Annotated in this window: 27 protein-coding genes; 17 read left to right on the forward strand and 10 right to left on the reverse strand. The window is 63.4% G+C overall.

The features are described from left to right. Positions 1–8: 8 nt before the first annotated feature. The 3 genes from epd to fkpA form a co-directional block, all read right to left on the reverse strand. Complete coding sequence (gene epd, locus BN1133_RS03595; RefSeq protein ID WP_050665186.1) at positions 9–1,019, reverse strand: erythrose-4-phosphate dehydrogenase; 1,011 nt, start codon at positions 1,017–1,019, stop codon at positions 9–11. Next, positions 1,016–1,936, reverse strand: a complete 921-nt coding sequence (locus BN1133_RS03600; protein WP_050665187.1) for an ROK family protein — start codon at positions 1,934–1,936, stop codon at positions 1,016–1,018. Before BN1133_RS03600 ends, epd begins: the two co-directional genes overlap by 4 nt. A gap of 101 nt (positions 1,937–2,037) precedes the next feature. Then, the gene (gene fkpA / locus BN1133_RS03605) at positions 2,038–2,847 is read right to left on the reverse strand and encodes an FKBP-type peptidyl-prolyl cis-trans isomerase (protein WP_050665188.1); all 810 of its coding nucleotides are present in this window, start codon (positions 2,845–2,847) and stop codon (positions 2,038–2,040) included. A 117-nt stretch (positions 2,848–2,964) separates the two neighbouring features. Between fkpA and BN1133_RS03610 the strand changes: the two genes are divergently transcribed. Both BN1133_RS03610 and BN1133_RS03615 read left to right on the forward strand, forming a co-directional pair. Then, positions 2,965–3,936: a WD40 repeat domain-containing protein gene (locus BN1133_RS03610; RefSeq protein WP_050665189.1), complete on the forward strand. Its 972-nt coding sequence runs from the start codon at positions 2,965–2,967 to the stop codon at positions 3,934–3,936. A 9-nt stretch (positions 3,937–3,945) separates the two neighbouring features. After that, positions 3,946–4,164, forward strand: a complete 219-nt coding sequence (locus BN1133_RS03615; protein WP_050665190.1) for a SlyX family protein — start codon at positions 3,946–3,948, stop codon at positions 4,162–4,164. Positions 4,165–4,212: 48 nt separating this feature from the next. Here BN1133_RS03615 and slyD read toward each other — a convergent pair whose 3' ends face one another. Beyond that, positions 4,213–4,830: a peptidylprolyl isomerase gene (slyD, locus tag BN1133_RS03620; protein ID WP_050665191.1), complete on the reverse strand. Its 618-nt coding sequence runs from the start codon at positions 4,828–4,830 to the stop codon at positions 4,213–4,215. A 69-nt stretch (positions 4,831–4,899) separates the two neighbouring features. Beyond that, positions 4,900–5,103: a YheV family putative zinc ribbon protein gene (locus BN1133_RS03625; protein ID WP_050665192.1), complete on the reverse strand. Its 204-nt coding sequence runs from the start codon at positions 5,101–5,103 to the stop codon at positions 4,900–4,902. Positions 5,104–5,142: 39 nt separating this feature from the next. Between BN1133_RS03625 and BN1133_RS03630 the strand changes: the two genes are divergently transcribed. The 7 genes from BN1133_RS03630 to BN1133_RS03660 all read left to right on the forward strand — a co-directional run bounded on the left by BN1133_RS03630 (position 5,143) and on the right by BN1133_RS03660 (position 10,366). Continuing rightward, positions 5,143–5,766 carry a hypothetical protein gene (locus BN1133_RS03630; protein WP_050665193.1) on the forward strand — a complete coding sequence of 208 codons (624 nt, stop codon included), beginning with the start codon at positions 5,143–5,145 and terminating at the stop codon, positions 5,764–5,766. A gap of 48 nt (positions 5,767–5,814) precedes the next feature. After that, entirely contained in the window at positions 5,815–6,606 is a 792-nt protein-coding gene (locus BN1133_RS03635; RefSeq protein ID WP_050665194.1) for a substrate-binding periplasmic protein, read from the forward strand. A 132-nt stretch (positions 6,607–6,738) separates the two neighbouring features. Beyond that, positions 6,739–7,641, forward strand: coding sequence for a chemotaxis protein (locus BN1133_RS03640; RefSeq protein WP_050665195.1), 903 nt, complete (start codon positions 6,739–6,741; stop codon positions 7,639–7,641). Further along, positions 7,638–8,609 carry a hydrolase gene (locus tag BN1133_RS03645; protein ID WP_050665196.1) on the forward strand — a complete coding sequence of 324 codons (972 nt, stop codon included), beginning with the start codon at positions 7,638–7,640 and terminating at the stop codon, positions 8,607–8,609. Before BN1133_RS03640 ends, BN1133_RS03645 begins: the two co-directional genes overlap by 4 nt. Positions 8,610–8,671: 62 nt before the next feature. After that, on the forward strand, positions 8,672–8,896 hold the full coding sequence (locus tag BN1133_RS03650; protein WP_050665197.1) for a YheU family protein: 225 nt from the start codon (positions 8,672–8,674) through the stop codon (positions 8,894–8,896). A gap of 53 nt (positions 8,897–8,949) precedes the next feature. Then, positions 8,950–9,819, forward strand: coding sequence for a phosphoribulokinase (locus tag BN1133_RS03655; RefSeq protein WP_050665198.1), 870 nt, complete (start codon positions 8,950–8,952; stop codon positions 9,817–9,819). Between the two features lie 16 nt (positions 9,820–9,835). Beyond that, a complete protein-coding gene (locus tag BN1133_RS03660) occupies positions 9,836–10,366 on the forward strand; it encodes a DUF4136 domain-containing protein (RefSeq protein WP_050665199.1) in 531 nt (176 codons plus the stop codon). 47 nt (positions 10,367–10,413) lie between these two features. On the opposite strand, the gene BN1133_RS03665 is transcribed toward BN1133_RS03660, so the two are convergent. Both BN1133_RS03665 and BN1133_RS03670 read right to left on the reverse strand, forming a co-directional pair. After that, positions 10,414–10,716, reverse strand: a complete 303-nt coding sequence (locus tag BN1133_RS03665) for an MliC family protein (RefSeq protein ID WP_050665200.1) — start codon at positions 10,714–10,716, stop codon at positions 10,414–10,416. Positions 10,717–10,759: 43 nt separating this feature from the next. After that, positions 10,760–11,164: an OsmC family protein gene (locus BN1133_RS03670; RefSeq protein ID WP_050665201.1), complete on the reverse strand. Its 405-nt coding sequence runs from the start codon at positions 11,162–11,164 to the stop codon at positions 10,760–10,762. A gap of 251 nt (positions 11,165–11,415) precedes the next feature. Between BN1133_RS03670 and crp the strand changes: the two genes are divergently transcribed. Beyond that, entirely contained in the window at positions 11,416–12,054 is a 639-nt protein-coding gene (gene crp / locus BN1133_RS03675; RefSeq protein WP_050665202.1) for a cAMP-activated global transcriptional regulator CRP, read from the forward strand. A 56-nt stretch (positions 12,055–12,110) separates the two neighbouring features. Continuing rightward, on the forward strand, positions 12,111–12,911 hold the full coding sequence (locus BN1133_RS03680) for a putative RNA methyltransferase (RefSeq protein ID WP_050665203.1): 801 nt from the start codon (positions 12,111–12,113) through the stop codon (positions 12,909–12,911). A gap of 54 nt (positions 12,912–12,965) precedes the next feature. Here BN1133_RS03680 and BN1133_RS03685 read toward each other — a convergent pair whose 3' ends face one another. From BN1133_RS03685 to BN1133_RS03695, 3 genes are all read right to left on the reverse strand, one after another. Continuing rightward, positions 12,966–13,646 carry an SDR family NAD(P)-dependent oxidoreductase gene (locus tag BN1133_RS03685; protein WP_050665204.1) on the reverse strand — a complete coding sequence of 227 codons (681 nt, stop codon included), beginning with the start codon at positions 13,644–13,646 and terminating at the stop codon, positions 12,966–12,968. Positions 13,647–13,661: 15 nt separating this feature from the next. Further along, entirely contained in the window at positions 13,662–14,285 is a 624-nt protein-coding gene (locus tag BN1133_RS03690) for a TIGR04219 family outer membrane beta-barrel protein (RefSeq protein WP_050665205.1), read from the reverse strand. A 94-nt stretch (positions 14,286–14,379) separates the two neighbouring features. After that, the gene (locus tag BN1133_RS03695; RefSeq protein WP_050665206.1) at positions 14,380–14,823 is read right to left on the reverse strand and encodes a copper chaperone PCu(A)C; all 444 of its coding nucleotides are present in this window, start codon (positions 14,821–14,823) and stop codon (positions 14,380–14,382) included. Between the two features lie 89 nt (positions 14,824–14,912). On the opposite strand from BN1133_RS03695, the gene BN1133_RS03700 reads away from it, so the two are divergent. From BN1133_RS03700 to BN1133_RS03725, 6 genes are all read left to right on the forward strand, one after another. Continuing rightward, entirely contained in the window at positions 14,913–15,665 is a 753-nt protein-coding gene (locus tag BN1133_RS03700; protein ID WP_050665207.1) for an enoyl-CoA hydratase-related protein, read from the forward strand. A gap of 27 nt (positions 15,666–15,692) precedes the next feature. Further along, positions 15,693–17,456, forward strand: coding sequence for a sensor histidine kinase (locus tag BN1133_RS03705; RefSeq protein ID WP_050665208.1), 1,764 nt, complete (start codon positions 15,693–15,695; stop codon positions 17,454–17,456). Then, on the forward strand, positions 17,453–18,814 hold the full coding sequence (locus tag BN1133_RS03710) for a sigma-54-dependent transcriptional regulator (RefSeq protein ID WP_050665209.1): 1,362 nt from the start codon (positions 17,453–17,455) through the stop codon (positions 18,812–18,814). The genes BN1133_RS03705 and BN1133_RS03710 overlap by 4 nt, the downstream gene beginning before the upstream one ends. Positions 18,815–18,966: 152 nt before the next feature. Then, entirely contained in the window at positions 18,967–19,935 is a 969-nt protein-coding gene (locus BN1133_RS03715) for a TRAP transporter substrate-binding protein (protein WP_050665210.1), read from the forward strand. A gap of 40 nt (positions 19,936–19,975) precedes the next feature. Next, the gene (locus tag BN1133_RS03720) at positions 19,976–20,506 is read left to right on the forward strand and encodes a TRAP transporter small permease (protein ID WP_050665211.1); all 531 of its coding nucleotides are present in this window, start codon (positions 19,976–19,978) and stop codon (positions 20,504–20,506) included. A gap of 2 nt (positions 20,507–20,508) precedes the next feature. Continuing rightward, complete coding sequence (locus BN1133_RS03725; RefSeq protein ID WP_050665212.1) at positions 20,509–21,894, forward strand: TRAP transporter large permease; 1,386 nt, start codon at positions 20,509–20,511, stop codon at positions 21,892–21,894. The last annotated feature ends 2 nt before the right edge of the window (positions 21,895–21,896 follow it).

Raw genomic sequence — 21,896 nt, forward strand, 5'->3', positions numbered from 1 at the left:
GGGCAGGCTCAGCCTGCAACCATCATGGCCCGGGTGGTATCCAGCATCCGATTCGCGAAGCCCCATTCGTTATCGCACCACATCAACATCTTGACGAGGTTGGCATCGCTCACCCGGGTCTGGGTACCATCAATGATGCACGAATGGGCATCATGATTGAAATCGACGGAGACCAGGGGCTCTTCCGTGTAATCCAGAATACCCAGTAATGTACCTCTGGATGCCCGTTGCAGGGCTTGATTTACGTCAGAAACCGACACTTTTTTTCGCACCGTGATACTCAAATCCATGGCGGTGACATTGATGGTGGGCACCCGTACCGCGATCGCTTCGAACTTGCCGGCGAAGTGGGGCAGGATACGCTCCAGCCCCTTGGCCAGCTTGGTGTCCACCGGGATGATGGATTGGCTGGCGGCCCGGGTTCGGCGCAGATCACCGTGGTAGGCGTCGATCACCTGCTGGTCATGCATGGATGAGTGAATTGTAGTAATAGTACCACAATTTATTTCGAATTCTCGATGCAATGTTTCGATGACGGGGACCACGCAGTTGGTGGTACAGGAGGCGTTGGAGACGATCCGTTCACGCCCGCTCAGCACCCCGTGATTGACCCCGTAGACGATGGTCGCGTCCACATCCGCATCGGCCGGATGGGAGAAGAGCACCTTGCCAGCCCCCGCCGCCAGATGCTTCTCGGCATCCGTGCGCGAGCCAAACACGCCGGTGCAGTCCAGCACCACATCAACCTTCAGTGCCCGCCACGGCAGATTGGCCGGATCACTCTCGGCAAACAGGGGGATGAGATCCTCGCCCACCTGCATGCTGTTGCCCGCCAGCTCGACCGGGAAGCGGAAACGACCGTGACTGGTGTCATAGCGAGTGAGGTGCGCCATGGCCTTGGGATCGGCCAGCTCGTTGATGGCCACTATCTTGATGTTCTTGTCGCGGCCGCTCTCGTAGAGGGCGCGCAGCACGTTGCGGCCGATGCGGCCATAGCCGTTGATGGCAATGCGGATCATCGGAGCAAAGCCTCCTTGAAGGTGCCTCTGGCCAGCAGGGCCGCACCGAATACGCCGGCGCTGTCACCCAGGGTTGGCCTGATGATAGGGGTGGTGAATCTGGGGTTGAAGAGATAAGGCAACACGCTCTGGCGTCCGGCGCTGTACAGGCTCTCGATGTTGCCGACACCGCCACCGATGACGATGACATCGGGGTCGAGGATGTTGACCACGTTGGCGATGGCCTGACCAAACAGGCGGTGCAACCGGTCCAGGGTCTGACGGGCATGGGCATCGTGAGAGGCCGCTGCGGCAATCTGGGGCAAGTGGAGCAGGCGCTGGCTCTTCTCCCGGTACCAGGCCTCCAGGGCCGGACCCGAGATGAAGGTCTCGACACAGCCGCGCTTGCCACAGTAACACTCGGGACCGTCGGGGGAGAGCACGTTGTGGCCCCACTCGCCGGCGATGCCGTGGTGACCGTTGAGGATGCGACCATCGACCACTATTCCGGAGCCGACCCCGGTGCCCATGATGATGCCAAACACCACCCGCGCCTCGGGAAACTGATCACGCACGGCGCCCAGGTGGGTTTCGGCCAGGGCGAAACAGTTGGCATCGTTGGCGATGAGGACAGGCATGGCGAGTCTGGCTTCCAGATCTTCCTTGAGGGGACGGCCGTTGAGCTCGGTGGTGTTGCAGTTCTTCATCACCCCGGTCTGGGGATCCCGTGCCCCGGGAGTCCCTATGCCGAGCCGCTCGGGGCGAGCTCCCAGCATGGCCACACAGCGCTCGACCAGGGTAGCTATCCCCTCAAGGATGCCCGCATACCCCTGATCGCGGGGAGTGGCCTGCCGCTCGCGCAGCACCACCCTGTCCCCCTCCAGCACCACGCACTCCATCTTGGTGCCACCCAGATCGACTCCCCAGTCCTGGCTCATGCTCACTCCTGATTCCATGCCCCCGGCAAAGGGGGCAGTGTAACACCTTGCCGAAAACAAGACAGGGCCCGCAGGCCCTGTCTCTTCATCATGGCAATGGCTTACTTCTTGGCCTGCTCTTTGGCGTCGTCGGCAGCCGGCTTCTCGATGGCCAGCAGCTCAACGTCAAACACCAGTACGGAGTTGGCCGGGATGGAGCCAGCACCGTGCTCGCCATAGGCCAGCTTGGACGGCAGGACGAACTTGAACTTGGAGCCGACCGGCATCAGTTGCACGCCTTCGGTCCAACCCGGGATCACCTGGTTGAGGGGGAAGGTGGCCGGCTCACCACGATCGACCGAGCTGTCGAACTTGGTGCCGTCGATCAGGGTACCCGTGTAGTGCACCTTGACGATATCGGTGGCCTTGGGCTTGGCGCCCTCACCCATCTTCTCGACCTGGTACTGCAGGCCGGATTCGGTGGTCTTGACCCCTTCCTTCTTGGCGTTATCGGCCAGGAAGGCCTCACCCTTCTTCAGGTTGTCGGCAGACTCTTGCTCGGCCTTGACCTTGGAGAGCTCGTTGATCTTGGCATCATAGGCCTGCAGGGCCTTCTGGATCTCCTCGTCGCTCATGGAGGCGCTCTTGGCCAGACCGTCGGTCACCCCTTTGAGGATGACGCTGTTGTCCAGCTTGATACCCAGCTCCTGCTGACGCTCCAGGGTATTGGCGATATAGCGCCCCATGGAGAGACCGATGGCGTAACCGGATTGCTCCTCAAAGCTCTTGGCGTCGGCCTTGGCACCCTCGGCCGGCTTGGCGGCTTCGGTCTTGGTCTCGGCGGGAGCCGCCGGCTTCTCGTCCTTCTGGCACGCAGTCAGACCTACGGATACGGCAGCAGCCAGCAGGGACATCTTCAGAAATTTGTTCATCAGTTTCTCCAAAACGTAAAACCGCTCTCGATTCCTTCTTGAAATGAGAGGTTTATGGCAACAAACGCCTTATACTAACCCTCGAATTCGGGCGAACAAGAGCATGAGACAGGAAAAATGCAAAAAAGTGCCATCCTATTTCTGTTGTGCCCCCTGCTGCTCTATGGCTGCGACAAAAACGCGGTGCAGCCCCAGCAGACCCGAGAACTCTCCTACCAGGGGGCGCTGACCGCCGATCTCTCTGCCGATAGCCACACGGCACTGGTTTCCACGGCTCAGCAGATGACGGTGTGGGACCTGAAAGAAGACAGGCAACGCTATCGTTGGGAGATGCCCTCCCCGGATGGCAACCTGGTCTTCGTCACCCGCTTCTCCCCCGCTGCAAGCCATGCGGTCACGGCCACCCCCACCACCTTCTCGCTCTGGAGCCTCGCGGATGGCCACTCGGTCGGCTTCTACTCCCTGCCCGAATCACGTCTGCGCGACATCACCCTCTCGGAGAGCGGGCGCTTCGTGCTGATTGGACGCGAGGATGGCAAGGCGGAGTTTGTAGACCTCACCACAGGCCGACGCTTGCAGTTCCTTGGCCACAGCGAGCAGGTCAATACCGTAGACCTTTCCGCCAACGGCCGCTATGCCCTGACCGGGGGTAATGATTACACCGCCTACCTGTGGGACACCCAAAGCGGTCAGGTGATCCATCGCTTCAACCATGGCAGTCGGGTCACCCTGGTACGCCTCGATCCCCGGGGGCGCTATGCCTTTACCGCCAGCAGCATGGGCCAGGCTCGCATCTGGGAGCTGGTCAGCGGCAAAGAGGTGAGCCGGTTGCAGATGAAGCATCGCCAGGAGATCTACAGCGCCGCCCGGTTCGTCAACGACGGCCAGTGGCTGCTGACCGGCTCGCCCTCACGCCAGGCCAACCTGTGGCGGGTGAGTGACGGAGCCCCTCTGGACGAGTGGCTGGTCACCCCCAGAGAAGGCCCCCGCCCCTCCAGCGCTGTGGTCTATGGCGTGGCTTTGGGCGACAATAGCCGGGTTGTCACTGTCAGCTCCAGCGGCCTGGCCGAGACCTGGAGCCTCAAGTAAAGGAAGGTTATGGAAAAGCAGCAGTTGCTCGAACGCATCGAAACCCTGGAGAGCCGTCTGGCCTACGCCGAATACACGGTGGAGCAGCTCAACGAAGAGGTGACGGTGCAGGGGCGCGAACTCGACAAGATGCGCCAACTGGTCCATCTGCTGGCAGATAAGTTCAAGGCGATGCAGCCGACCCAGATTGCCAGCATGGCCGAAGAGACACCGCCGCCTCACTACTGAGCGGCGACAAAAAAGCCCGCATCACGCGGGCTTTTGTCATTCTGGCTATCAATGATGATGGCCCTTGCCACCACAACCGCCACCACCGCAGCAGCCGCCATGGCCTTGCTCTTCGTCATCATGATGGTGGTGACCACCGCCACAGCAGCCGCCGTGGTCATGATCGTGGTCGTGATCATGATGGTGATGACCGCCGCAACCACCTTCACCATGAACATGGCCATGAGCCAGCTCTTCGGCGGTGGCCGGACGCACATCCTTGATCTCGACCTTGAAGCCCAGGGTCACGCCCGCCAGGGGATGGTTGCCATCGACCTTGACGAACGCCTCGGAGACCTCGACCACGGTCACCGGACGGTGGCCATCGTCGGTCTCGGCCACGAAGGTATCACCCTCGGCGACATCCATGCCGTCAAACAGCTCACCGGGAACCTCTTGAACCAGCCCCTCATCGTATTCGCCGTAGGCCTGCTCGGGGCTCAGGGTCACCTCAAAGGCATCGCCCACGGCGCGACCTTCCAGAGCCGCTTCCAGGCCGGAGACCAGGTAACGGGTACCGTGCATATAAACCAGCGGCTCTTTGCCGACCGTGGTATCGATCACCTCGCCGTGCTCGTCGGTAACCGTGTATTCCAGCGTAACTACGCTCAGGGGAGCTACTTTCATGTCAGGAATCCTGCTGAGTGAAAAAACGGCCCAAGCATAACCGAAAACCACCGCCTCGCCTATGCCTCATCAAGGGCGAAAGACGCCGATCACCTCCTCCTCTGCCCGGGTCACCCGGGTCACCTCTTCGCTGGGGCGCACCTGAGTGTCACCGCACTCGCTACAGGTCACCTTCTCGACTCCATGCTCCAGATACAGCATCATGGTGTCCATTTTGCCGCAGGCGGGACAGACCGCCCCGGCGATAAAGCGTTTTTTACGTCGGGTTTCCATTTGTGTTACCTCCCGGCAGCATCATATCAGGGTTTCCTCATGCATCACGCCATCGAATTTCTCACCGGTCACGCGGCCGCCCTCTCCTTTGGCAAGCGCCTGCGCCTTCCCCAGGGACGATTGCTGCAGGTTCGCCACGGCATGGGGTTACTGCGCCTTGGCAACCGGGAGCAACTGCTCTGTGACGGGGAGTGCTTCTGGCTCCCGGCCGACTGCCTGGCCGCCTTCACGCCCTTGCGCGGTAGCCAATGGCGGGAGGCTCGCTTCTCGGTACGTCAACCCCAGCCCTCCCTGTCGGGCTGGCTGCGCCCCTCCCCCCTGCTCGAGGCCCTGCTCGACGATCTGACCCAATGGCAAGAGGAGCGAGAGTGGCAAGGCCCCTATGGGGATCGTCTGCGGGTCCTGTCCGACCTGCTGCTGCGTCACCCGCTGCACCCTGAGCCGACACCCACGACGCTGCAACAGGAGTGGCAAGGGCTCAACCAGGGGCTCATCCCCGCCGAGGTGAGTGAGGATCTGGCGGCACTGGTGGCCCAGTATCGCCTGATCCGTGCCGATCGTCAGCTCAAGGGAGGGCAAGCTATCGCCCCCGTACTCGCGGCGCTGGGCTACCCGGATGAACTGAGCTGGCAACAAGAATTAGCCTGCTGGCTACAGGAGTGATCGCCACGCCTCCCCTATGCTGTTAACAGTGAGCAGAGGAGGCAAACCATGAAAGCATGGTGGTTGATGGTTCTGGCGGTGACCTGTGTCGAGGCCAACACCCGGGTCGAGATCTTGACGGACTCCAGTTATGCCCCTTACTCCTGGCAGGAGGGCCAGGAGGCACGTGGCATTTATCCCGACATAGTGCGGGAAGTGGCCAAGGCGATGCCCGAGTTTGAACTGGTACTCAAGCCCGTGCCCTGGCGCCGGGCTCTTAGCATGGTGGAACAGGGCAAGGCCTTTGCCGTGCTGCCCCCCTATTACAATCAGGAGGAACGCCCCTGGATCTGGCCCTACTCCCAACCCCTGCTCGACGAGGAGGTGGTGGTGCTCTGTAGCGACAAGCTCGCCAGCAACACCGACGAGGCTCGCTTTCCCGACGACTATTTCGGCCTGCGTTTTGGCATGAATGCGGGCTTTGCCATCGGAGGAAAAGCCTTCTGGGAGGCGGTCTCTGCCGGCAAAATTGAGCAGGAAGAGGCCAAGAGCAACCGTGAGAATTTGCTCAAGATCCTGCGTGGTCGGGTCGATTGCACCATCAATGACAAGCTCTCTCTGCTGGCCGAGATGCTGACCATGATAAAGGATGGCCACCTCGCCCTCGAAGACATGGGTCGCCTGCGCCAGGGCCCGGTGGTAACCCGTGAACAGGGCTTTCTGGGCTATGCGGCCAACGACAAGGCCTTTCCCTTCAAGGAGCAGTTTGTGAAGCAGTTTGATCGCGCCCTGCACCAGTTGCGCCAGCAAGACGGCATCAACCGCATCGTGGAGAGCCATGTGGGAAAGTCCCAACGCTGAGGCCGGCTCCGGAAAAGCCCCAGCAAACACCATTGTCTCCGGATAACACTTTTGAGAGAGCACCCGCCCCATGACTCCTTTTTTTCGTTATGCTAGGAGCGCCCTCTCTCCTATCTACTCGGGATATCAACCATGAAGAGCAAGGCGAACCAGTCGCAAGGGATGCTGCTTTTCCGACTCACCCGGCAACAGCTGTTTGCCATCGGCACCCTCAAGGTCAAAGAGATTGTGCCCTACACACCGTTGACCGCCATACCCAAGAGCCATTCGACCGTGCTCGGCGCCGTCAGCCTGCGCGGCCATACCCTGCCCATCATCGACATGGCCAAGGCGGTGGGCTATCAACCGCTCCGGCAAGAGGAGTTCAAGGATTGTTTCATCATCATCACCGACTGCCGTCGCACCCTGGTCGGTTTTCTGGTGCGGGGCATAGAGCGGATCGGCGAGTGCAACTGGCGCGATATCACGCCACCACCGGCGAGCCTTGGGCATAACATCTTCGTCACCGGCGTCACCCGTATTGGCGAGCAACTGGTGCAACTGCTCGACGTGGAGCTGATCCTCTCCCGGGTCTTCCCCGATGCCCCCGACCACCTCTATCCCCTGCTCACCGATGTGCAGCGGGAGATCCTCAAGCCCATGCAGATCCTGATGGTGGATGACTCGGCGGCGGCCCGTAAGCAGCTGATGGTCGCCCTCGACTATATCAACATCCCCTATCGGGTCTGCGGTAATGGACAGGATGCCCTCAACCTGATGCAGGAGGCCGCCAGTCAGGGGGCTCCCATCGACATCCTGGTGAGCGATATAGAGATGCCCGGGCTCGATGGTTATGAGCTCTCCTTCGAGGTACAAAACGATGCCCGCCTCGCCGGGGCCTACATCATTCTGCACACCTCCCTCTCGAGCGAGATCAGCGTAGAGCGAGCCCATCAGGTAGGGGCTCACGAGGCGCTCACCAAGTTTGAGGCCAACGAGCTGATCCAGGCCATGCTGCGCGGCGCCGAACATCACAAGACGCTGGTCGGACAATGATAATAGAGAGTCGCTTCCGGGCCCCCTGGTGGGCCCTCAATCCTCATCTGCAAACCATCTTACCCAAGTGGCTGCGCCGGATGCCGGCCCGCTTCATCGCCGAGCGCTTCGAGCTGAGCGACGGAGACTTCGTCGATCTCGCCTGGAGCGGAGCTGTCACCCCCGACAATCGTCCTCTGATCGTGGTCTTTCACGGCCTGGAGGGGAGCATCCACTCCCACTACGCCAAGGGGCTGTTCACCCATCTGCAGCAACAGGGAAGGGAAGCCGTCTTGATGCACTTTCGCGGCTGCAGTGGTGAACCCAACCGCCATCTCGAGGCCTACCACTCGGGCGCCATCCGGGATGCCCAGGAGCTCATCGCCGAGCTGAGCCGCCGCTTTGCGGGCAAGCCGTTGATCGCCATCGGTTTCTCCCTGGGGGGGAACATGTTGGTCAACCTGCTGGCTCGTGCCTGCCCGGCGGCACTGACCGCGGCCGTAGTGGTCTCGGCCCCGCTGCAATTGGAGAGCTGCGCCGATCGCGTCAACCAGGGCTTCTCCAGGGTCTATCAGACCTACCTGCTGCGCACCATGCGCCGCAATCTGCTGAGCAAGATCCGGCAGCAGCAGAGGGCGAGCGAGCGCTGGCAACCGAAACAGGTGGAACAGATCGCCACCCTGCGCGACTTCGACGAGCGGGTCACCGCCCCCCTGCACGGTTTCGAGAGCGCCAGCCACTACTACCAGCGTTGCTCTGGCCTGCCACTGCTGGCCCAGATTCCCATTCCCACCCTTATCCTCCACGCCGCCGACGACCCCTTCATGTCACAGAGCGTGATCCCGCGCCCGGAGCAACTCTCTCCCCTGGTGCGCTACGAGCTGAGCCGACGCGGCGGCCACGTGGGCTTCCTGCACGGTACCCCATGGCGTCCGCGTTTCTGGCTCGACGAGCGGATCGACCAATGGCTGCAAGAGGTCATGCCCTAAAAAGGGGTTGCAGAGCCCAACGTGCAGGGCACAATAGGCCCTCTTTTCAGAGGGCCCCTTCCATGATCATCCCCTGGCAGGCCATAGAGGCCGATACCCTGCACAACCTGATCGAATCGTTCGTGCTGCGCGAGGGCACCGACTACGGGGAGGCGGAAGCCAGCCTGGAGGAGAAGGTGGCCGCGGTACGCCTGCAGCTCGAGAGCGGCAGTGCCGTCGTCGTCTACAGCGAACTGCACGAGAGCGTGGACATCATCCCGCGAGATCGCTTCCCCCGGGAGGCTTGACCGCTTTCCCATCGGCCCCGTATAACGGAGATTATCAAGGAAGAGGACTCCCCATGTCGGCCAAACACCCCATCATCGCCGTGACCGGCTCCTCCGGTGCCGGAACCTCCACCTCCACCATCGCCTTTCGCTCCATGTTTCATCAGCTGGGCTACAAGGCGGCCGTGGTGGAGGGGGACAGCTTTCACCGCTACACCCGCCCCGAGATGGATGTCGCCATTCGCCGGGCCCGGGAGCAGGGGCGTCACATCAGCTACTTCGGCCCGGAGGCCAACGACTTCGCCCTGCTCGAGCAGTTCTTTCAAGAGTACGGCCAGAGTGGACAGGGACAATACCGACGCTATCTGCACACCTTCGACGAGGCGGTGCCCTTCAACCAGATGCCGGGGACCTTCACCCCCTGGCAGACCCTGCCCGACGAGACGGACCTGCTCTTCTACGAGGGACTGCACGGGGGCGTGGTCACCGACGAGCACAACGTGGCCCGCCATGTGGACTTTCTCATCGGCGTGGTGCCCATCGTCAACCTGGAGTGGATCCAGAAGCTGGTACGCGATACCTCGGAGCGCGGCCATTCGCGGGAGGCGGTGACCGACTCCATCGTCCGATCCATGGATGACTATATCAATTTCATCACCCCCCAGTTCTCCCGCACCCATATCAACTTTCAGCGAGTCCCCACGGTCGACACCTCCAACCCCTTCAGCGCCAAGGTGATCCCGAGCCTGGACGAGAGCATGCTGGTGATCCGTTTTCGCGGCATCAAGAACGTGGACTTCCCCTACCTGCTCTCCATGATCGATGGCAGCTTCATGTCCCGCCTCAACACCATAGTGGTGCCGGGGGGCAAGATGGGCTTTGCCATGGAGCTGATCCTGCGGCCCTTGATCCAGCAGTTGCTGGAGACAGGCAAAATCACCTGACACCGGGAGTCTTGTCATGCGCACTCTGCTTCTGCTCTTTCCCCTGCTATTGGCCGGTTGCAGCACGGGGCCGGCCAGCATTCCCCCCTCCACCGGAACCCTGGTGGTCAAACCCGCCGTCAGCTGGCCCTATGGGCAGCCGGTGCGCTTTGCCATGGCCGAGCAGTACCAGTACGCGGGAACCAGTGCCGAGAGCTGGCTGACGCCGGTGCAGGAGGCGGTCGTTCGGGGTCTCAAGGAGCGCGGCTGGCAGCCGGATAGCCTGGATCGGGCCGACGTGCTGGTGGCAATCGGCGTCGCCGGCGCCGCCGACATCTCGAATGGGGAGATCTTCAGCCGGCTTGGAATGACACCGGGACAGATCACAGATCAGGCACGGCGAGCCGGTACCCTGGCCGTGGTGCTGCTCGACAGCCAGAGCGAGAAGCCGGTGTGGAGTGCCTCCATGCAGCTGGAGGTAGGAAGCCGCATTCCCGATGAGGAGCGCGCCCGCTTCAGCCAGCGTTGGATAAACCAGATGCTGGCATCCCTGCCGGGCGGCCAATAACAACATGGCCTGCATCGGCAGGCCATGTCGCTACACACAACGGCGCGTTATGGCTGACGGCAGGTGAGCACTGTCGCCCCCTGCTGGGCGAGGGTCGCCTGCTTGTCCTTCACCCACAGCTCGGTCAGACCAAAGCTGTAGCGATCACCCTGCTGCTCGGAGCTCTCGGCCAGCAGCAGCTTGTACCACACCTCTCCCTGCTCAAACTGCACGGTCTGGGCCTGACGGTCGAAGGCGATGGACAGGGCCTGCTCGCCACACTGGTACTGCACCTGCTCATACCGGGTCGGCTGGGGAGAACTGCAGGCGGCCAGTCCCAACACGGGCAACAGCATCATCACTCTTTTCATCTGCTCTTCCTTCTTGTTGTGTGTAAATCCGTTGCTCCCGCGCTCAGGCGGCCACGATGCGATAACCGTGAGTGATCTCGACCGATTTTTCCAGCATCAGCGAGACAGAGCAGTACTTCTCCATGGAGAGATCGACGGCGCGGGCCACCTGCTTCTCGGCCAGCTCCTGACCGGTGACCACAAACTCCAGATGGATCTTCTTGAACACCCGCGGCGCGCTCTCGGCCCGCACGGTGTCAATGTTGACCTTGCAGCCAGTCACCGCCTGGCGCCCCTTCTCCAGAATAGAGACCACGTCGATGGAGCTGCAGCCACCGATGGCCATCAGCACCAGCTCCATGGGGCTCGGCCCCTCGCCCGGGTTGGCCCCATCGAGCACGATGCGGTGGCCCGAATCGCTGACCCCTTCAAATTTCATGCCCTCGACCCAGGTCACTTCCCCTTTCATCTCTCTCTTCCTCTGGATAGCAATAATGTGATCCGTAGCATACCACTCTCCCATGGCCCGCACTTAGTGGCGTGTAAATAGATCAAAATCAACACCTCCGGCCAGTGGAGTTCCTAGAATGCCCTGCACTGGCGGCAAGCCTTGTCTCTATGGGCAAAGGCTCTTATGCTACTGCCACTTATAAACAAGGAATGGCAAGCGTGGCACCTTGCCGGGACTTAGAAGTCCAGATAATCAACAGAGGAATACTCATGGCTATTGGCAAACCGCAAAGCGATCCCACTCTCGAATGGTTCCTGTCGCATTGCCATATTCACAAGTACCCGGCGAAGAGCACCCTGATCCATGCGGGCGAGAAGGCTGAGACCCTCTATTACATCGTCAAGGGGACAGTGGCCGTTCTGATCAAGGATGACGAGGGCAAGGAGATGATCCTCTCCTACCTCAACCAAGGAGACTTCATCGGCGAGATGGGCCTGTTCGAAGAGAACGAGAGCCCCGAGCGGACCGCCTGGGTGCGCGCCAAAGGCTCCTGCGAAGTGGCCGAGATCTCCTACAAGAAATTCCGCCAGCTGATCCAGGTCAACCCCGAGATCCTGATGCGCCTCTCCGGCCAGATGGCCAAGCGCCTGCAGCACACCAGCCAGAAAGTGGGTAACCTCGCCTTCCTCGACGTGACCGGTCGCATCGCCCAGACCCTGCTCAACCTGGCCCGCCAGCCGGACGCCATGACCCACCCGGATGGCATGCAGATCAAGATCACCCGTCAGGAGATCGGCCAGATCGTCGGCTGCTCCCGCGAGACCGTTGGCCGCATCCTGAAGATGCTCGAGGAGCAAGACCTCATCTCCGCCCACGGCAAGACCATCGTCGTCTTCGGCACCCGCTGAGCCTGACACCGAATAACGGGCTGCCCTCTCGGCAGCCCTTTTTGTTGGATGATCCCATGCACCTGCAATGCCCCTTCTGCCGAGCCCCCCTCCATCGCCACACCCCCTCCGGGGGCGCCTACTGCGATAACAAGCACCACTTCGACAAGGCCCCTGAGGGCTACCTCGACCTCATCCCCGGCAAGCACTCCCCCAAGGAGGGCGAGAGCCGAGCCCTGATGCGCGCCCGTCGCCACTGGCTCGAGCAGGGCGCCCTCTCCCCCCTGGCCGATGCCCTAGCCGCCCTGCTGCCGGCCGAAGCCGGTGAGCTGATCGTGCTGGGTGCCGGTGAGGGTTATCTCTGTCGTGCCCTGGCCGAGCGCCGGCCAGAGTGGCAACTGAGCGGCCTCGAGCGCGCCAAAAACGCCATCTTCGCCGCCGCCAAGGCGCAGCCCGGTGCCGAATTGGTGCTGGCCGATCCCCTTCACCCGCCGCTGCAGCCCGGGCTGGCTCACGCCCTGCTGCTCGAGGCCGGTCACAAGAGCCGTCCCGCCGACCTGGCCCCCCTGCTCGCCCCCGGCGGCTTCTTGCTGCTGGTCAGCCAGGGCCCGCGCCACCACTGGCAATTGCGCAGCCACATCAACCCGGATGCCAAAGAGCACCCGGCTGCCTGGCCAAGCGTCGCCCCCCTCACCGAGCTGGCCCGCCAGCGCTGCCACTTCGACGTCGCCATGGATGCCGAGACGCGCGAGCTGATGCTGGCCACCAGCCCGCTGGCCTGGCGTGCCAACAACGCGGTGCGCCACGGCTACCAGCAGCAGGGAGATGAGCGCCTCGAGCACGACTACCTGCTCACCCTGTGGCAGCGGCCGCACTGAGGCCCGCAAAGCACAACGCCTCCCGAGGGAGGCGTTGTCATATTGGAGCCGGGCTCAGTCGTTGCGACCGATAAAGAGATCGGTCACATGGCAGCTGGTGCGCGAGGCGAGGGCATCGAGCATGTAGGCCGCCGCGTCCTCGGGAGTCATGAAGCGGCTGGGATCCACGTGATTGCTGTTGTCCCAGAACTCGCTGCGAATGCCGCTCGGATAGAGGTTCACCAGCCGCAGCGGCCCCCCTCTCAGCTCGGCCCGCAGGGATTCGAGAAAGCCGCGCATGCCCCACTTGGAGGCGCAGTAGAGGCTCTCGTTGGCCTTGCCCACCTGGGCCGCCGAAGAGAGCACGTTGGCCAGCACCCCGCCCCTGTCGCCGAGCAGACGCACCGTCTGCTGGGCCACCAGTATGGTGGAGATGAGGTTATTCTCGACCACGGAGCGGATCTGCTCGGCGGTGTAGACGCCGACCGGACCGAACTCCCCCACCCCGGCACAGTGGATCACCATGTCGGGCAGGCCACCCCACTCGGCAGCGGCCGAGAAGGCCATCTCCACCTCCTCCAGGTGCGAGAGATCGGCGGCGATGCCGATCACCTGCTCCCCGAAGCGCTGCTCCTGTGCCTGTAACTTCTGATGCCGGCGCCCCATCATGGCTACCCGATGGCCCCTGGCCACCAGTCCGTCGGTCAGTGCCTTGCCAAGGCCGGTACCGGCCCCCGTGACTATGGTGTAACCCATGATGGTACGTCCTTATCAGAAGCTGAATTCGGCACCGACGAACCAGCCATCCACGCTCTGGTCGACGCGGTCGAAGTCCATCTTGGCCTCACGCCAGCCGGCACGAACCTTGACCGGGGCAGAGGAGAACTTGTAGGCACCGCCGAGACGGTAGTCGTAGTTGTCACCGTCCTCGACACGGGCATCGGCGAAGGCAGAGAGACCGGTACCCGGCAGCTTGACCTCGGTGGCGGCATAGGCCATCAGCACGTCCTTGTCGTAGGAGTAGTGCAGGGTGTTGAAGTCACCGTCGTAGCGGCGGCCGGTCAGGCCCAGATCGATCTTGAACAGATCGTTGTTGAACAGGCGATAGTAGAGGCTCAGATCATAGGCCAGCAGATCGTTGTTGAAGGCGCCACCCGAGCTGCCCATATCGCTCATCTCGAACTTGGCGTTCGGCAGCAGGAAGATGCCGTGCTCGAGCTGCAGGTAGCCGTTCCAGTTGTAGTTGTGGTCATAGCTGGACCCCACACCGGACACCTGGCCACTGCCCTGGGCATTCCATACGTCGGCACCGGCGGCGAAACGCCAGTCGTTGGCAGCCATGGCGGAGCTGCTCATCAGGGCCAGCAGGGAGGCGGCAATCAGGCTCTTGTTCATTTTCTTATTCTCCATTCTTGGACAGGGAAGCCCCATATTCTACCGCGCCGAAACGGAATACCCAGTGACAAACGCTGAACAGCGACCAAATATGTCAGTGCTGCATCCCCTTCATGGGCTCGACCCCCCTGACCGGCAGGGAGAGGGTCAGGGTCTGGCCATCGTCGAAGGTGAGGGTCAGGGGGAAGGGGGTTGCCTGGCTCAGCACATCGCGCAGCTCGAACAACATCACATGCAGGCCACCCGGCTGCAACTGCACCATCCCCCTGGCGGGCACCTCGATAGAGTCCACCTGGCGCATGCGCATCACGCCGTTGTCGTGCAGGTGGGTGTGCAGCTCGGCGCGGGCCACCTCGGGTGACGCCGCCGCGACCAGTTTAACCGGCTTATCCCCGTCGTTCTTGAGCATCATGAAGGCGGCGGTGTTGGGTGCCCCGGGGGGAAGCAGACGCACATAACCGTCGACGGCCTCGACCTTGGCCAGGGCCGGCGCGGCGATCAGGGCGGCGACCAGGGGAAAAAACGCGCGTTTAAACATGGTTGAAATCCCTTTATGATGTTGTTAACGGGGGTAAAGGTTACCCCAACGAGAATCTTTTGCCAGCCCCCGAATTCAAGGAGTGGGAGATGGAGCAAGTTATCAAACGGCACTGCCAGGAGGGAGTGCTGACCCTCACCCTGACGCGACCCGAGAAGCGCAACGCACTCAATACCCGAATGTATCAGGAACTGACCCTCTCCCTGCAAGGGGCGAAGGAAGATGAGGCCATTCGGGTCGTGTTGCTGCAGGGGGACGAGCACTGCTTCACCGCCGGCAACGATCTGGCCGACTTCCTCGGCAAGGAGAGCCTGGGGGAGGATGACCCCATCCTCATCTTCCTGCACACCCTGGCCGACTTCCCCAAGCCGGTGGTGGTGGCCGCCGCCGGCCCTGCGGTAGGCATAGGCACCACCCTGCTGCTCCACTGCGATCTGGTCTGCCTGGCCGACAATGCCCGCCTCTGCCTGCCGTTTGTGGATCTCGGCCTGGTGCCCGAATTTGCCTCCAGTCTGCTGCTGCCGCGCGCCGTGGGACATCTGAGAGCCAGCGAGCTGCTGTTGCTCGGCGCCCCCTTCGGCGCGGCCGAGGCGCAGGCCATGGGGCTGGCCAATCGGGTGGTCCCCGCCAGCGAGCTGCTGGCCACCGCCCGGGCGCTGGCCACGGCGCTCGCCGCCAAGCCACCACGGGCCCTGCAACAGAGCAAGGCGCTGCTGAAACAGGAGCTGCGCCAGGCGGTGCACTTCACCATCGATATGGAGGCTCGCGCCTTCGCCCTGGCCCTGCAGGGGGAGGAGGCGCAACAGCGCATCGCCAGCCGACTCGCCCGCAGCAGCCAGTAGCCAGGGACCGAACCAAGGATGGAGCGGATGAGAGAGGGACAGCGGGGGCTGCTCTTCGCCCTGTGGGCCGGGCTGATGGTGGTGCTGACCCTGTCGGCACGCCACGTCGGGCTCGAGAGCCTGCACCGGGAGGCCAGCCAGCACAACGATAACCTGAGCGGCAAGCTGGAGGTGGAGCTCGACAAGTACCGCCGCCTGCCGGCCCTGATCGCCACCCGCCCCGAGTTGATGGCACTGTTGCAGGGGCGTCTCGCCCCGGCCGCCCTCCACCCCTTGCTGGAGCAGTTCAACGAGATTGTCGGCACCGATGCCATCTACCTGATGAGTGGCGAAGGAAACGTGCTGGCGGCCAGCAACTGGCAGCGGGATGACAGCTTCGTCGGGGATAACTACCGCTTTCGCCCCTACTTCCTGCAGGCCATGAGCGGTCAGGCGGGCAGTTACTTCGCCCTCGGTCAACGCTCGGGCAAGCGCGGCTACTACTTCTCCTATCCCATCATGAGCCGGGAGCGCCCCATCGGCGTGGTGGTGGTCAAGGTCTCCCTCTCCCTCATCGACGAGGGGAGTGCCCGCCGCGACTACCTGCTCACCGACGAGCACGGGGTCGTCTTCTACAGCTCCCGTGCCGAGTGGCTCTACCGCCCTCTCACCCGCCTCGATCCCGCCACCCTGGCCCAGCTCGCCCTGGAGCGCAAATACGGGGATCGCCTGGGTGAGCCCCTCACCCCCTTCGACTCCCTGGCCCAACTCAGGCGTCAGGAGCACTGGGAGTGGGGCCAAGGCTACCTGTTCGCCGCCCGCACCATGCCGGAGGCGGGCTGGCACCTCTACACCCTGGTTCCCCTCAAGGCCCTGGGCCCCCTGATCGCCCGGGTCCTGACCGCCGGCACCCTGATCTTCCTGCTGCTGCTGATGATCTGGCTCTACTGGCGCCAGATCCTGCTCGGGCGGGAGCGGCTGGCCCGCCTCAACAACCAGCTGGAGCAGAAGGTGGCCGAGCGCACCCGCGCCCTCTCCGACAGCAACGGGGAGCTCACGGCGACGGTGGAGAAGTTTCGCCACACCCAACGCGAGTTGATCGAGACCCAGGAGCAGCTGGTTCAGGCCGCCAAGCTGGCGGTGCTGGGGGAGCTCTCGGCCGGCATCAATCACGAACTCAACCAGCCCCTGGCGGCCATGCGCACCTACGCAGAGAACGCCCTGCGCCTGCTCGACAAGGGGCGTCTCGACACCTGCCGGGACAACCTGGTGCAGATCAACGACCTCAATCGCCACATGGGTGAGCTCATCGCCCGCTTCAAGGTATTCGCCCGCAAGGGGCAGCAGACCCTGGGGCCGGTGCACCTGCAGGGGGTGATCCAGGCCACCCTGGCGCTGCTCCACAACCAGATGATTCGCCAGGGGGTACTGGCGGAGCTCACTCAGCCCGAGCCCCCCCTGTGGGTCGAAGCGGATCCGGTCCAGCTCGAACAGGTGCTGGTCAACCTGCTGCACAATGCCCTGCAGGCCACCGAGCAGAGCCACCCGCCACGGATCTGGCTGCGCGCCCGGGCGGAGGGGGGAGAGGTGGTGATCGAGGTGGAGGACAACGGCCCCGGCCTTGCCGCCGCCGGCCCCCGCCTGTTCGAGCCCTTCTTTACCACCAAGGCCCAGGGGCTGGGACTGGGGCTCGCCCTCTCTCGCCGCCTGGTGGAGGGATTTGGCGGCCGCCTCGAGGCGCAACCGGCCCGCGGCGCCCTCTTTCGCATCACCCTCAACCCGGCGGCCACGCCAGGCCAGGAGCCCCAATGAACCAGGTCATGCTGATCGACGACGAACCCGCCCTGCGCCACTCCCTCGGCCAAACCCTGGAGCTGGAGGAGATGCAGGTCAGCCCCTTTGCCAGCGCCCGGGAGGCGCTCGCCCGCCTCACCCCGGACTGGCCCGGGGTGGTCATCTCCGACATCAATATGCCGGGAATGGATGGCATCGCCTTCCTCACGGCGGCCTTGGCCCGGGATCCCGAGCTGCCGGTGATCCTCCTCACCGGCCACGGGGATATCTCCACCGCGGTCAGCGCCATGCGCCTGGGGGCCTATGACTTCATCGAGAAGCCGTTCGGTACCGATGAGCTGCTGGAGGTGGTGCGCCGGGCCCAGGAGAAGCGCCGTCTGGTGCTGGAGAACCGGGAGCTGCGTGAGGAGCTGGAGGCCCAGAGCGGCCCGGGGCCGCGCCTGCTGGGCCGGACCGAGGGGATCCGCCGCCTGCGCAAGATCCTCACCCGCATCAAGGATGCCCCGGCCGACGTGCTGATCCATGGGGAGACAGGGTGCGGCAAGGAGTTGGTCGCCCGCTTCCTGCACGATCACTCGGTGCGTGCCGCCGCCCCCTTCGTCGCCATCAACTGCGGGGCCATCCCCGAGAGCATGATGGAGAGCGAGCTGTTTGGTCACGAGGCGGGAGCCTTCACCGGGGCCCTCAAGCGGCGGGTGGGACGCATCGCCTGGGCCAACGGGGGCACCCTGTTTCTCGACGAGATAGAGAGCATGCCCATGAGCCTGCAGATCAAGTTACTGCGGGTGCTGGAGGAGCGCAGGGTCGAGCCCCTCGGCGCCAATCAGGGGATCCCTCTCGACATCCGGGTACTGGCGGCCACCAAGGCAGATCTGCGCCAACTGGCGGACCGGGGACGCTTTCGCGCCGACCTCTACTACCGCCTCAACGTGGTACGGGTGGAGATCCCCCCACTGCGCGAGCGCAAGGAAGATATCCCCCTGCTGTTTGAAAACTTCCTGCGGGTGGCAGCCACCCGCTACCAGCTCGCACCGCCTCGCCTCGGCCCCGAGCAGGTTGCCTGGCTGCTCGCCCACGACTGGCCCGGTAACGTGCGCGAGCTGCGCAACCTGGCCGAGCGCTGTGTGCTGATGGGGGAAGAGGGGGCCTTCGCCGACGTCAGCCTGAGCAGCCACCCCCTCACCCTGGCCGAGCAGGTGGAGCGATTCGAGCGCACCCTGTTGACCGACGCCCTCGGCCGACACGGGGGGCGTCTCAAGGAGGTGCAAGAGAGCCTGGGGCTGGCGCGCAAGACGCTCTACGACAAGATGCGCAAGTACGCCCTGGACAAGCAGGACTATAAAACGGGTGAGGAGCCCCCCGCCGCCAATCCGTAAATGGGGGGATTTCCCCCCACGCCCGATGGCCGTCATACCGGGCTGACGGCCCGGGAGGCGCGCCGTTACTGGATTGTTTCATTTTTGTTTCTTCTGGCATGCCCCTTGCCATTGTCTTGAGGCAAACCCTACACCTCAAGGAAGAAAACGAGATGAAAAAGACACTGCTGGCCCTCGCCCTGTGCAGCGGCCTCGTCCAGGCGGCCCCCATCGAGCTGAAATTCTCCCACGTGGTGGCCGAGAACACCCCCAAGGGGCAGATGGCCACCCACTTCAAGACCCTGGTGGACGAGCGCCTCAAGGGGGAGGTCGAGGTCAAGGTCTACCCCAACTCCCAGCTGTTCGGGGATGGCAAAGAGCTGGAGGCCATGCTGCTCGGGGATGTGCAGATGATAGCCCCCTCCCTCTCCAAGTTTCAGAAGTACACCGACAAGCTGCAGATCTTCGATCTCCCCTTCCTGTTTAACGACATGGCCGCAGTGGACCGCTTCCAGCAGGGCCCTCAGGGGCAGGCCATGCTGGGTTCGCTCGAGCAGTACGGCCTCATTGGTCTGGGCTACCTGCACAACGGCATGAAGCAGCTCTCCGCCAGCAACCCGCTCAAGGTGCCGACCGATGCCAAGGGGCGCAAGTTCCGCATCCAGACCTCTGACGTGCTGGCCGCCCAGTTCGACAAGATAGGGGCCGTGCCGGTGAAAAAACCCTTCGCCGAGGTCTTCACCCTGCTCCAGACCCGGGCCATCGACGGCCAGGAGAACACCTGGTCCAACATCTACTCCCAGAAGTTCTACGAGGTGCAGCCCTACATCACCGAGTCCAATCACGGGGTGCTCGACTACCTGGTGGTGGTCAACGCCGAGTTCTGGAATGGCCTGCCCGAAGGGGTGCGCAGCGAGCTCAAGCGGGCGGTGGAGGAGTCGGTCACCTATGGCAACCAGGTGGCCGCCCGGAAGGACAAGGAGGACAAGGCGGCGATCCTCGCCTCGGGCAAGAGCCAGCTGGTGACATTGACCGACGCCGAGCGCGGCCAGTGGGTCGCCGCCATGAAGCCCGTATGGCAGCAGTTCGAGGGGGCCATCGGCAAGGATCTCATCGACGCTGCCGTCGCCGCTAACCAGTAAACCAGTGAGGGGCGCCGCCGGGCGCCCCGGGAATGTGATCATGAAACGACTCATCTACCGCCTCGAAGAGAGCCTCATCGGCCTGCTGCTGGTCAGCACCACCCTGCTGGTCTTCATCGAAGTGCTGCTGCGCTTCTTCTTCGACACCGGCCTGCTCTGGGCCCAGGAGGCCACCCTCAACCTGGCGGCCTGGATGGTGCTGCTCGGCGCCTCCTGGGGGGTGCGCGAGGGGGCTCATATCGGGGTCGATGCCGCCATCCGGCTCTTCCCTGCCCCCTGGCAGCGCCGCCTCACCCTGCTCGCGGTGGCCCTCTGCCTCGCCTACTGCGCCCTCTTCCTCTACGGTGCCTGGATCTACCTGAGCAAGCTCAAGCTGATCGGCATCGAGATGGAGGATCTGCCCCTCAAACGCTGGCAGGTGATGAGCATACTGCCCGTCGGTCTGGGGCTGCTGGTGCTGCGCTTCCTGGAGGTGGGCATCAAGGTGTGGCGTGGCCAGATGCAGGGCTTTGCCCTGGCCGATGAGGCCCGCGACAGCATGCATCTGGTTTCGGATCAACAGAAGGTGTGACCATGGCGACCCTGACCCTCTTTACCCTGCTTATTCTCTGCATGCTGCTCGGCATGCCCATCGCCGTCGCCCTGGGCCTCTCCAGCGTGGTGACCGTGCTCGCCTTCTCCAACGATTCCCTCGCCTCCCTGGCCCTGAAGCTGTTCGAGTCTACCTCCGAGCACTACACCCTGCTGGCGATCCCCTTCTTCATCCTCTCGTCGGCCTTCCTCTCTACCGGTGGCGTGGCCCGGCGCATCATACATTTCGCCATGGACTCGGTGGGCCATATTCGCGGCGGCCTGGCCATGGCCTCGGTGCTCGCCTGCATGCTGTTTGCCGCCGTCTGTGGCTCGAGCCCGGCCACCGTGGCCGCCATCGGCAGCATAGTGATCGCCGGCATGGTGCGATCCGGCTATCCCCAGGCCTTCGCCGCCGGGGTGATCGCCAACGCCGGTACCCTCGGCATCCTGATCCCCCCCTCCATCGTCATGCTGGTCTACGCGGCCGCCACCGAGGTGTCGGCCTCACGCATGTTTATGGCGGGCTTTCTCCCCGGTCTGATGATGGGGGGGCTGCTGATGCTGGCCATCTATGTGGTGGCCCGGATCAAGGGGCTGCCGAGCCAGCCCTTCCCGGGGCTGGTCGCCCTGCTGGGCAGCGGTGCCCGCGCCCTGGGTGGCCTGTTTCTCATCGTGCTGGTGCTCGGCTCCATCTACGGAGGGATAGCGAGCCCGACCGAGGCCGCCGCCGTGGCCGCCGTCTATGCCTACTTCATCGCCGTCTACGGCTACCGGGATATCGGCCCCCTCAAGGGGGTGCCCTGGCGCAAGGAGCGCGAGAGCCGGGGGGCAGCGCTGGTGCGCAACCTGACCCTGCTGCCCCTGGCCCTGCTGCGCTCCCCCTTCGATCGGGAGGTGGGCCAGGTGGTGAGGGACGCCGCCAAGGTGAGCATCATGCTGCTCTTTATCATCGCCAACGCCATGCTGTTCGCCCACGTGCTCACCTCGGAGCGGATCCCCCACGCCATCGCCGAGACCATCACCCACTGGGGGCTGCCGGCCTGGGGCTTTCTCATCGTGGTGAACCTGCTGCTGCTGCTCGCCGGCAACTTCATGGAGCCATCGGCCATCGTCCTCATCATGGCCCCCATCCTCTTCCCCATCGCCACCCAGCTCGGCATCGATCCCATTCACCTGGGGATCATCATGGTGGTCAACATGGAGATAGGCATGCTCACTCCGCCGGTGGGGCTCAACCTCTTCGTCACGGCGGGGATCACGGGGCGCAGCATGGGCTGGGTGATCCAGGCCTGCCTCCCCTGGGTGGGGTTGCTGCTGCTGTTCCTGATGATGATCACCTACATCCCCCAGATCTCCCTGTTCCTGCCCACCTATCTGGCGGGTTAGGG

This window comes from Aeromonas schubertii, from assembly GCF_000820105.1.
GTDB classification, from domain to species: Bacteria; Pseudomonadota; Gammaproteobacteria; order Enterobacterales; family Aeromonadaceae; genus Aeromonas; species Aeromonas schubertii.

Coding starts and splice junctions, on each gene's coding strand:
- BN1133_RS03665 (WP_050665200.1), bottom strand. CDS start 10,716: ATGAAAAGAGTGATGATGCTGTTGCCCGTGTTGGGACTGGCCGCCTGC.
- BN1133_RS03670 (WP_050665201.1), bottom strand. CDS start 11,164: ATGAAAGGGGAAGTGACCTGGGTCGAGGGCATGAAATTTGAAGGGGTC.
- BN1133_RS03630 (WP_050665193.1), top strand. CDS start 5,143: ATGCATCACGCCATCGAATTTCTCACCGGTCACGCGGCCGCCCTCTCC.
- slyD (WP_050665191.1), bottom strand. CDS start 4,830: ATGAAAGTAGCTCCCCTGAGCGTAGTTACGCTGGAATACACGGTTACC.
- BN1133_RS03725 (WP_050665212.1), top strand. CDS start 20,509: ATGGCGACCCTGACCCTCTTTACCCTGCTTATTCTCTGCATGCTGCTC.
- BN1133_RS03705 (WP_050665208.1), top strand. CDS start 15,693: ATGAGAGAGGGACAGCGGGGGCTGCTCTTCGCCCTGTGGGCCGGGCTG.
- BN1133_RS03635 (WP_050665194.1), top strand. CDS start 5,815: ATGAAAGCATGGTGGTTGATGGTTCTGGCGGTGACCTGTGTCGAGGCC.
- BN1133_RS03720 (WP_050665211.1), top strand. CDS start 19,976: ATGAAACGACTCATCTACCGCCTCGAAGAGAGCCTCATCGGCCTGCTG.
- BN1133_RS03680 (WP_050665203.1), top strand. CDS start 12,111: ATGCACCTGCAATGCCCCTTCTGCCGAGCCCCCCTCCATCGCCACACC.
- BN1133_RS03700 (WP_050665207.1), top strand. CDS start 14,913: ATGGAGCAAGTTATCAAACGGCACTGCCAGGAGGGAGTGCTGACCCTC.
- BN1133_RS03645 (WP_050665196.1), top strand. CDS start 7,638: ATGATAATAGAGAGTCGCTTCCGGGCCCCCTGGTGGGCCCTCAATCCT.
- BN1133_RS03685 (WP_050665204.1), bottom strand. CDS start 13,646: ATGGGTTACACCATAGTCACGGGGGCCGGTACCGGCCTTGGCAAGGCA.
- BN1133_RS03615 (WP_050665190.1), top strand. CDS start 3,946: ATGGAAAAGCAGCAGTTGCTCGAACGCATCGAAACCCTGGAGAGCCGT.
- BN1133_RS03660 (WP_050665199.1), top strand. CDS start 9,836: ATGCGCACTCTGCTTCTGCTCTTTCCCCTGCTATTGGCCGGTTGCAGC.
- BN1133_RS03710 (WP_050665209.1), top strand. CDS start 17,453: ATGAACCAGGTCATGCTGATCGACGACGAACCCGCCCTGCGCCACTCC.
- BN1133_RS03600 (WP_050665187.1), bottom strand. CDS start 1,936: ATGAGCCAGGACTGGGGAGTCGATCTGGGTGGCACCAAGATGGAGTGC.
- BN1133_RS03715 (WP_050665210.1), top strand. CDS start 18,967: ATGAAAAAGACACTGCTGGCCCTCGCCCTGTGCAGCGGCCTCGTCCAG.
- BN1133_RS03610 (WP_050665189.1), top strand. CDS start 2,965: ATGCAAAAAAGTGCCATCCTATTTCTGTTGTGCCCCCTGCTGCTCTAT.
- BN1133_RS03650 (WP_050665197.1), top strand. CDS start 8,672: ATGATCATCCCCTGGCAGGCCATAGAGGCCGATACCCTGCACAACCTG.
- BN1133_RS03695 (WP_050665206.1), bottom strand. CDS start 14,823: ATGTTTAAACGCGCGTTTTTTCCCCTGGTCGCCGCCCTGATCGCCGCG.
- fkpA (WP_050665188.1), bottom strand. CDS start 2,847: ATGAACAAATTTCTGAAGATGTCCCTGCTGGCTGCTGCCGTATCCGTA.
- BN1133_RS03640 (WP_050665195.1), top strand. CDS start 6,739: ATGAAGAGCAAGGCGAACCAGTCGCAAGGGATGCTGCTTTTCCGACTC.
- epd (WP_050665186.1), bottom strand. CDS start 1,019: ATGATCCGCATTGCCATCAACGGCTATGGCCGCATCGGCCGCAACGTG.
- BN1133_RS03690 (WP_050665205.1), bottom strand. CDS start 14,285: ATGAACAAGAGCCTGATTGCCGCCTCCCTGCTGGCCCTGATGAGCAGC.
- BN1133_RS03625 (WP_050665192.1), bottom strand. CDS start 5,103: ATGGAAACCCGACGTAAAAAACGCTTTATCGCCGGGGCGGTCTGTCCC.
- crp (WP_050665202.1), top strand. CDS start 11,416: ATGGCTATTGGCAAACCGCAAAGCGATCCCACTCTCGAATGGTTCCTG.
- BN1133_RS03655 (WP_050665198.1), top strand. CDS start 8,950: ATGTCGGCCAAACACCCCATCATCGCCGTGACCGGCTCCTCCGGTGCC.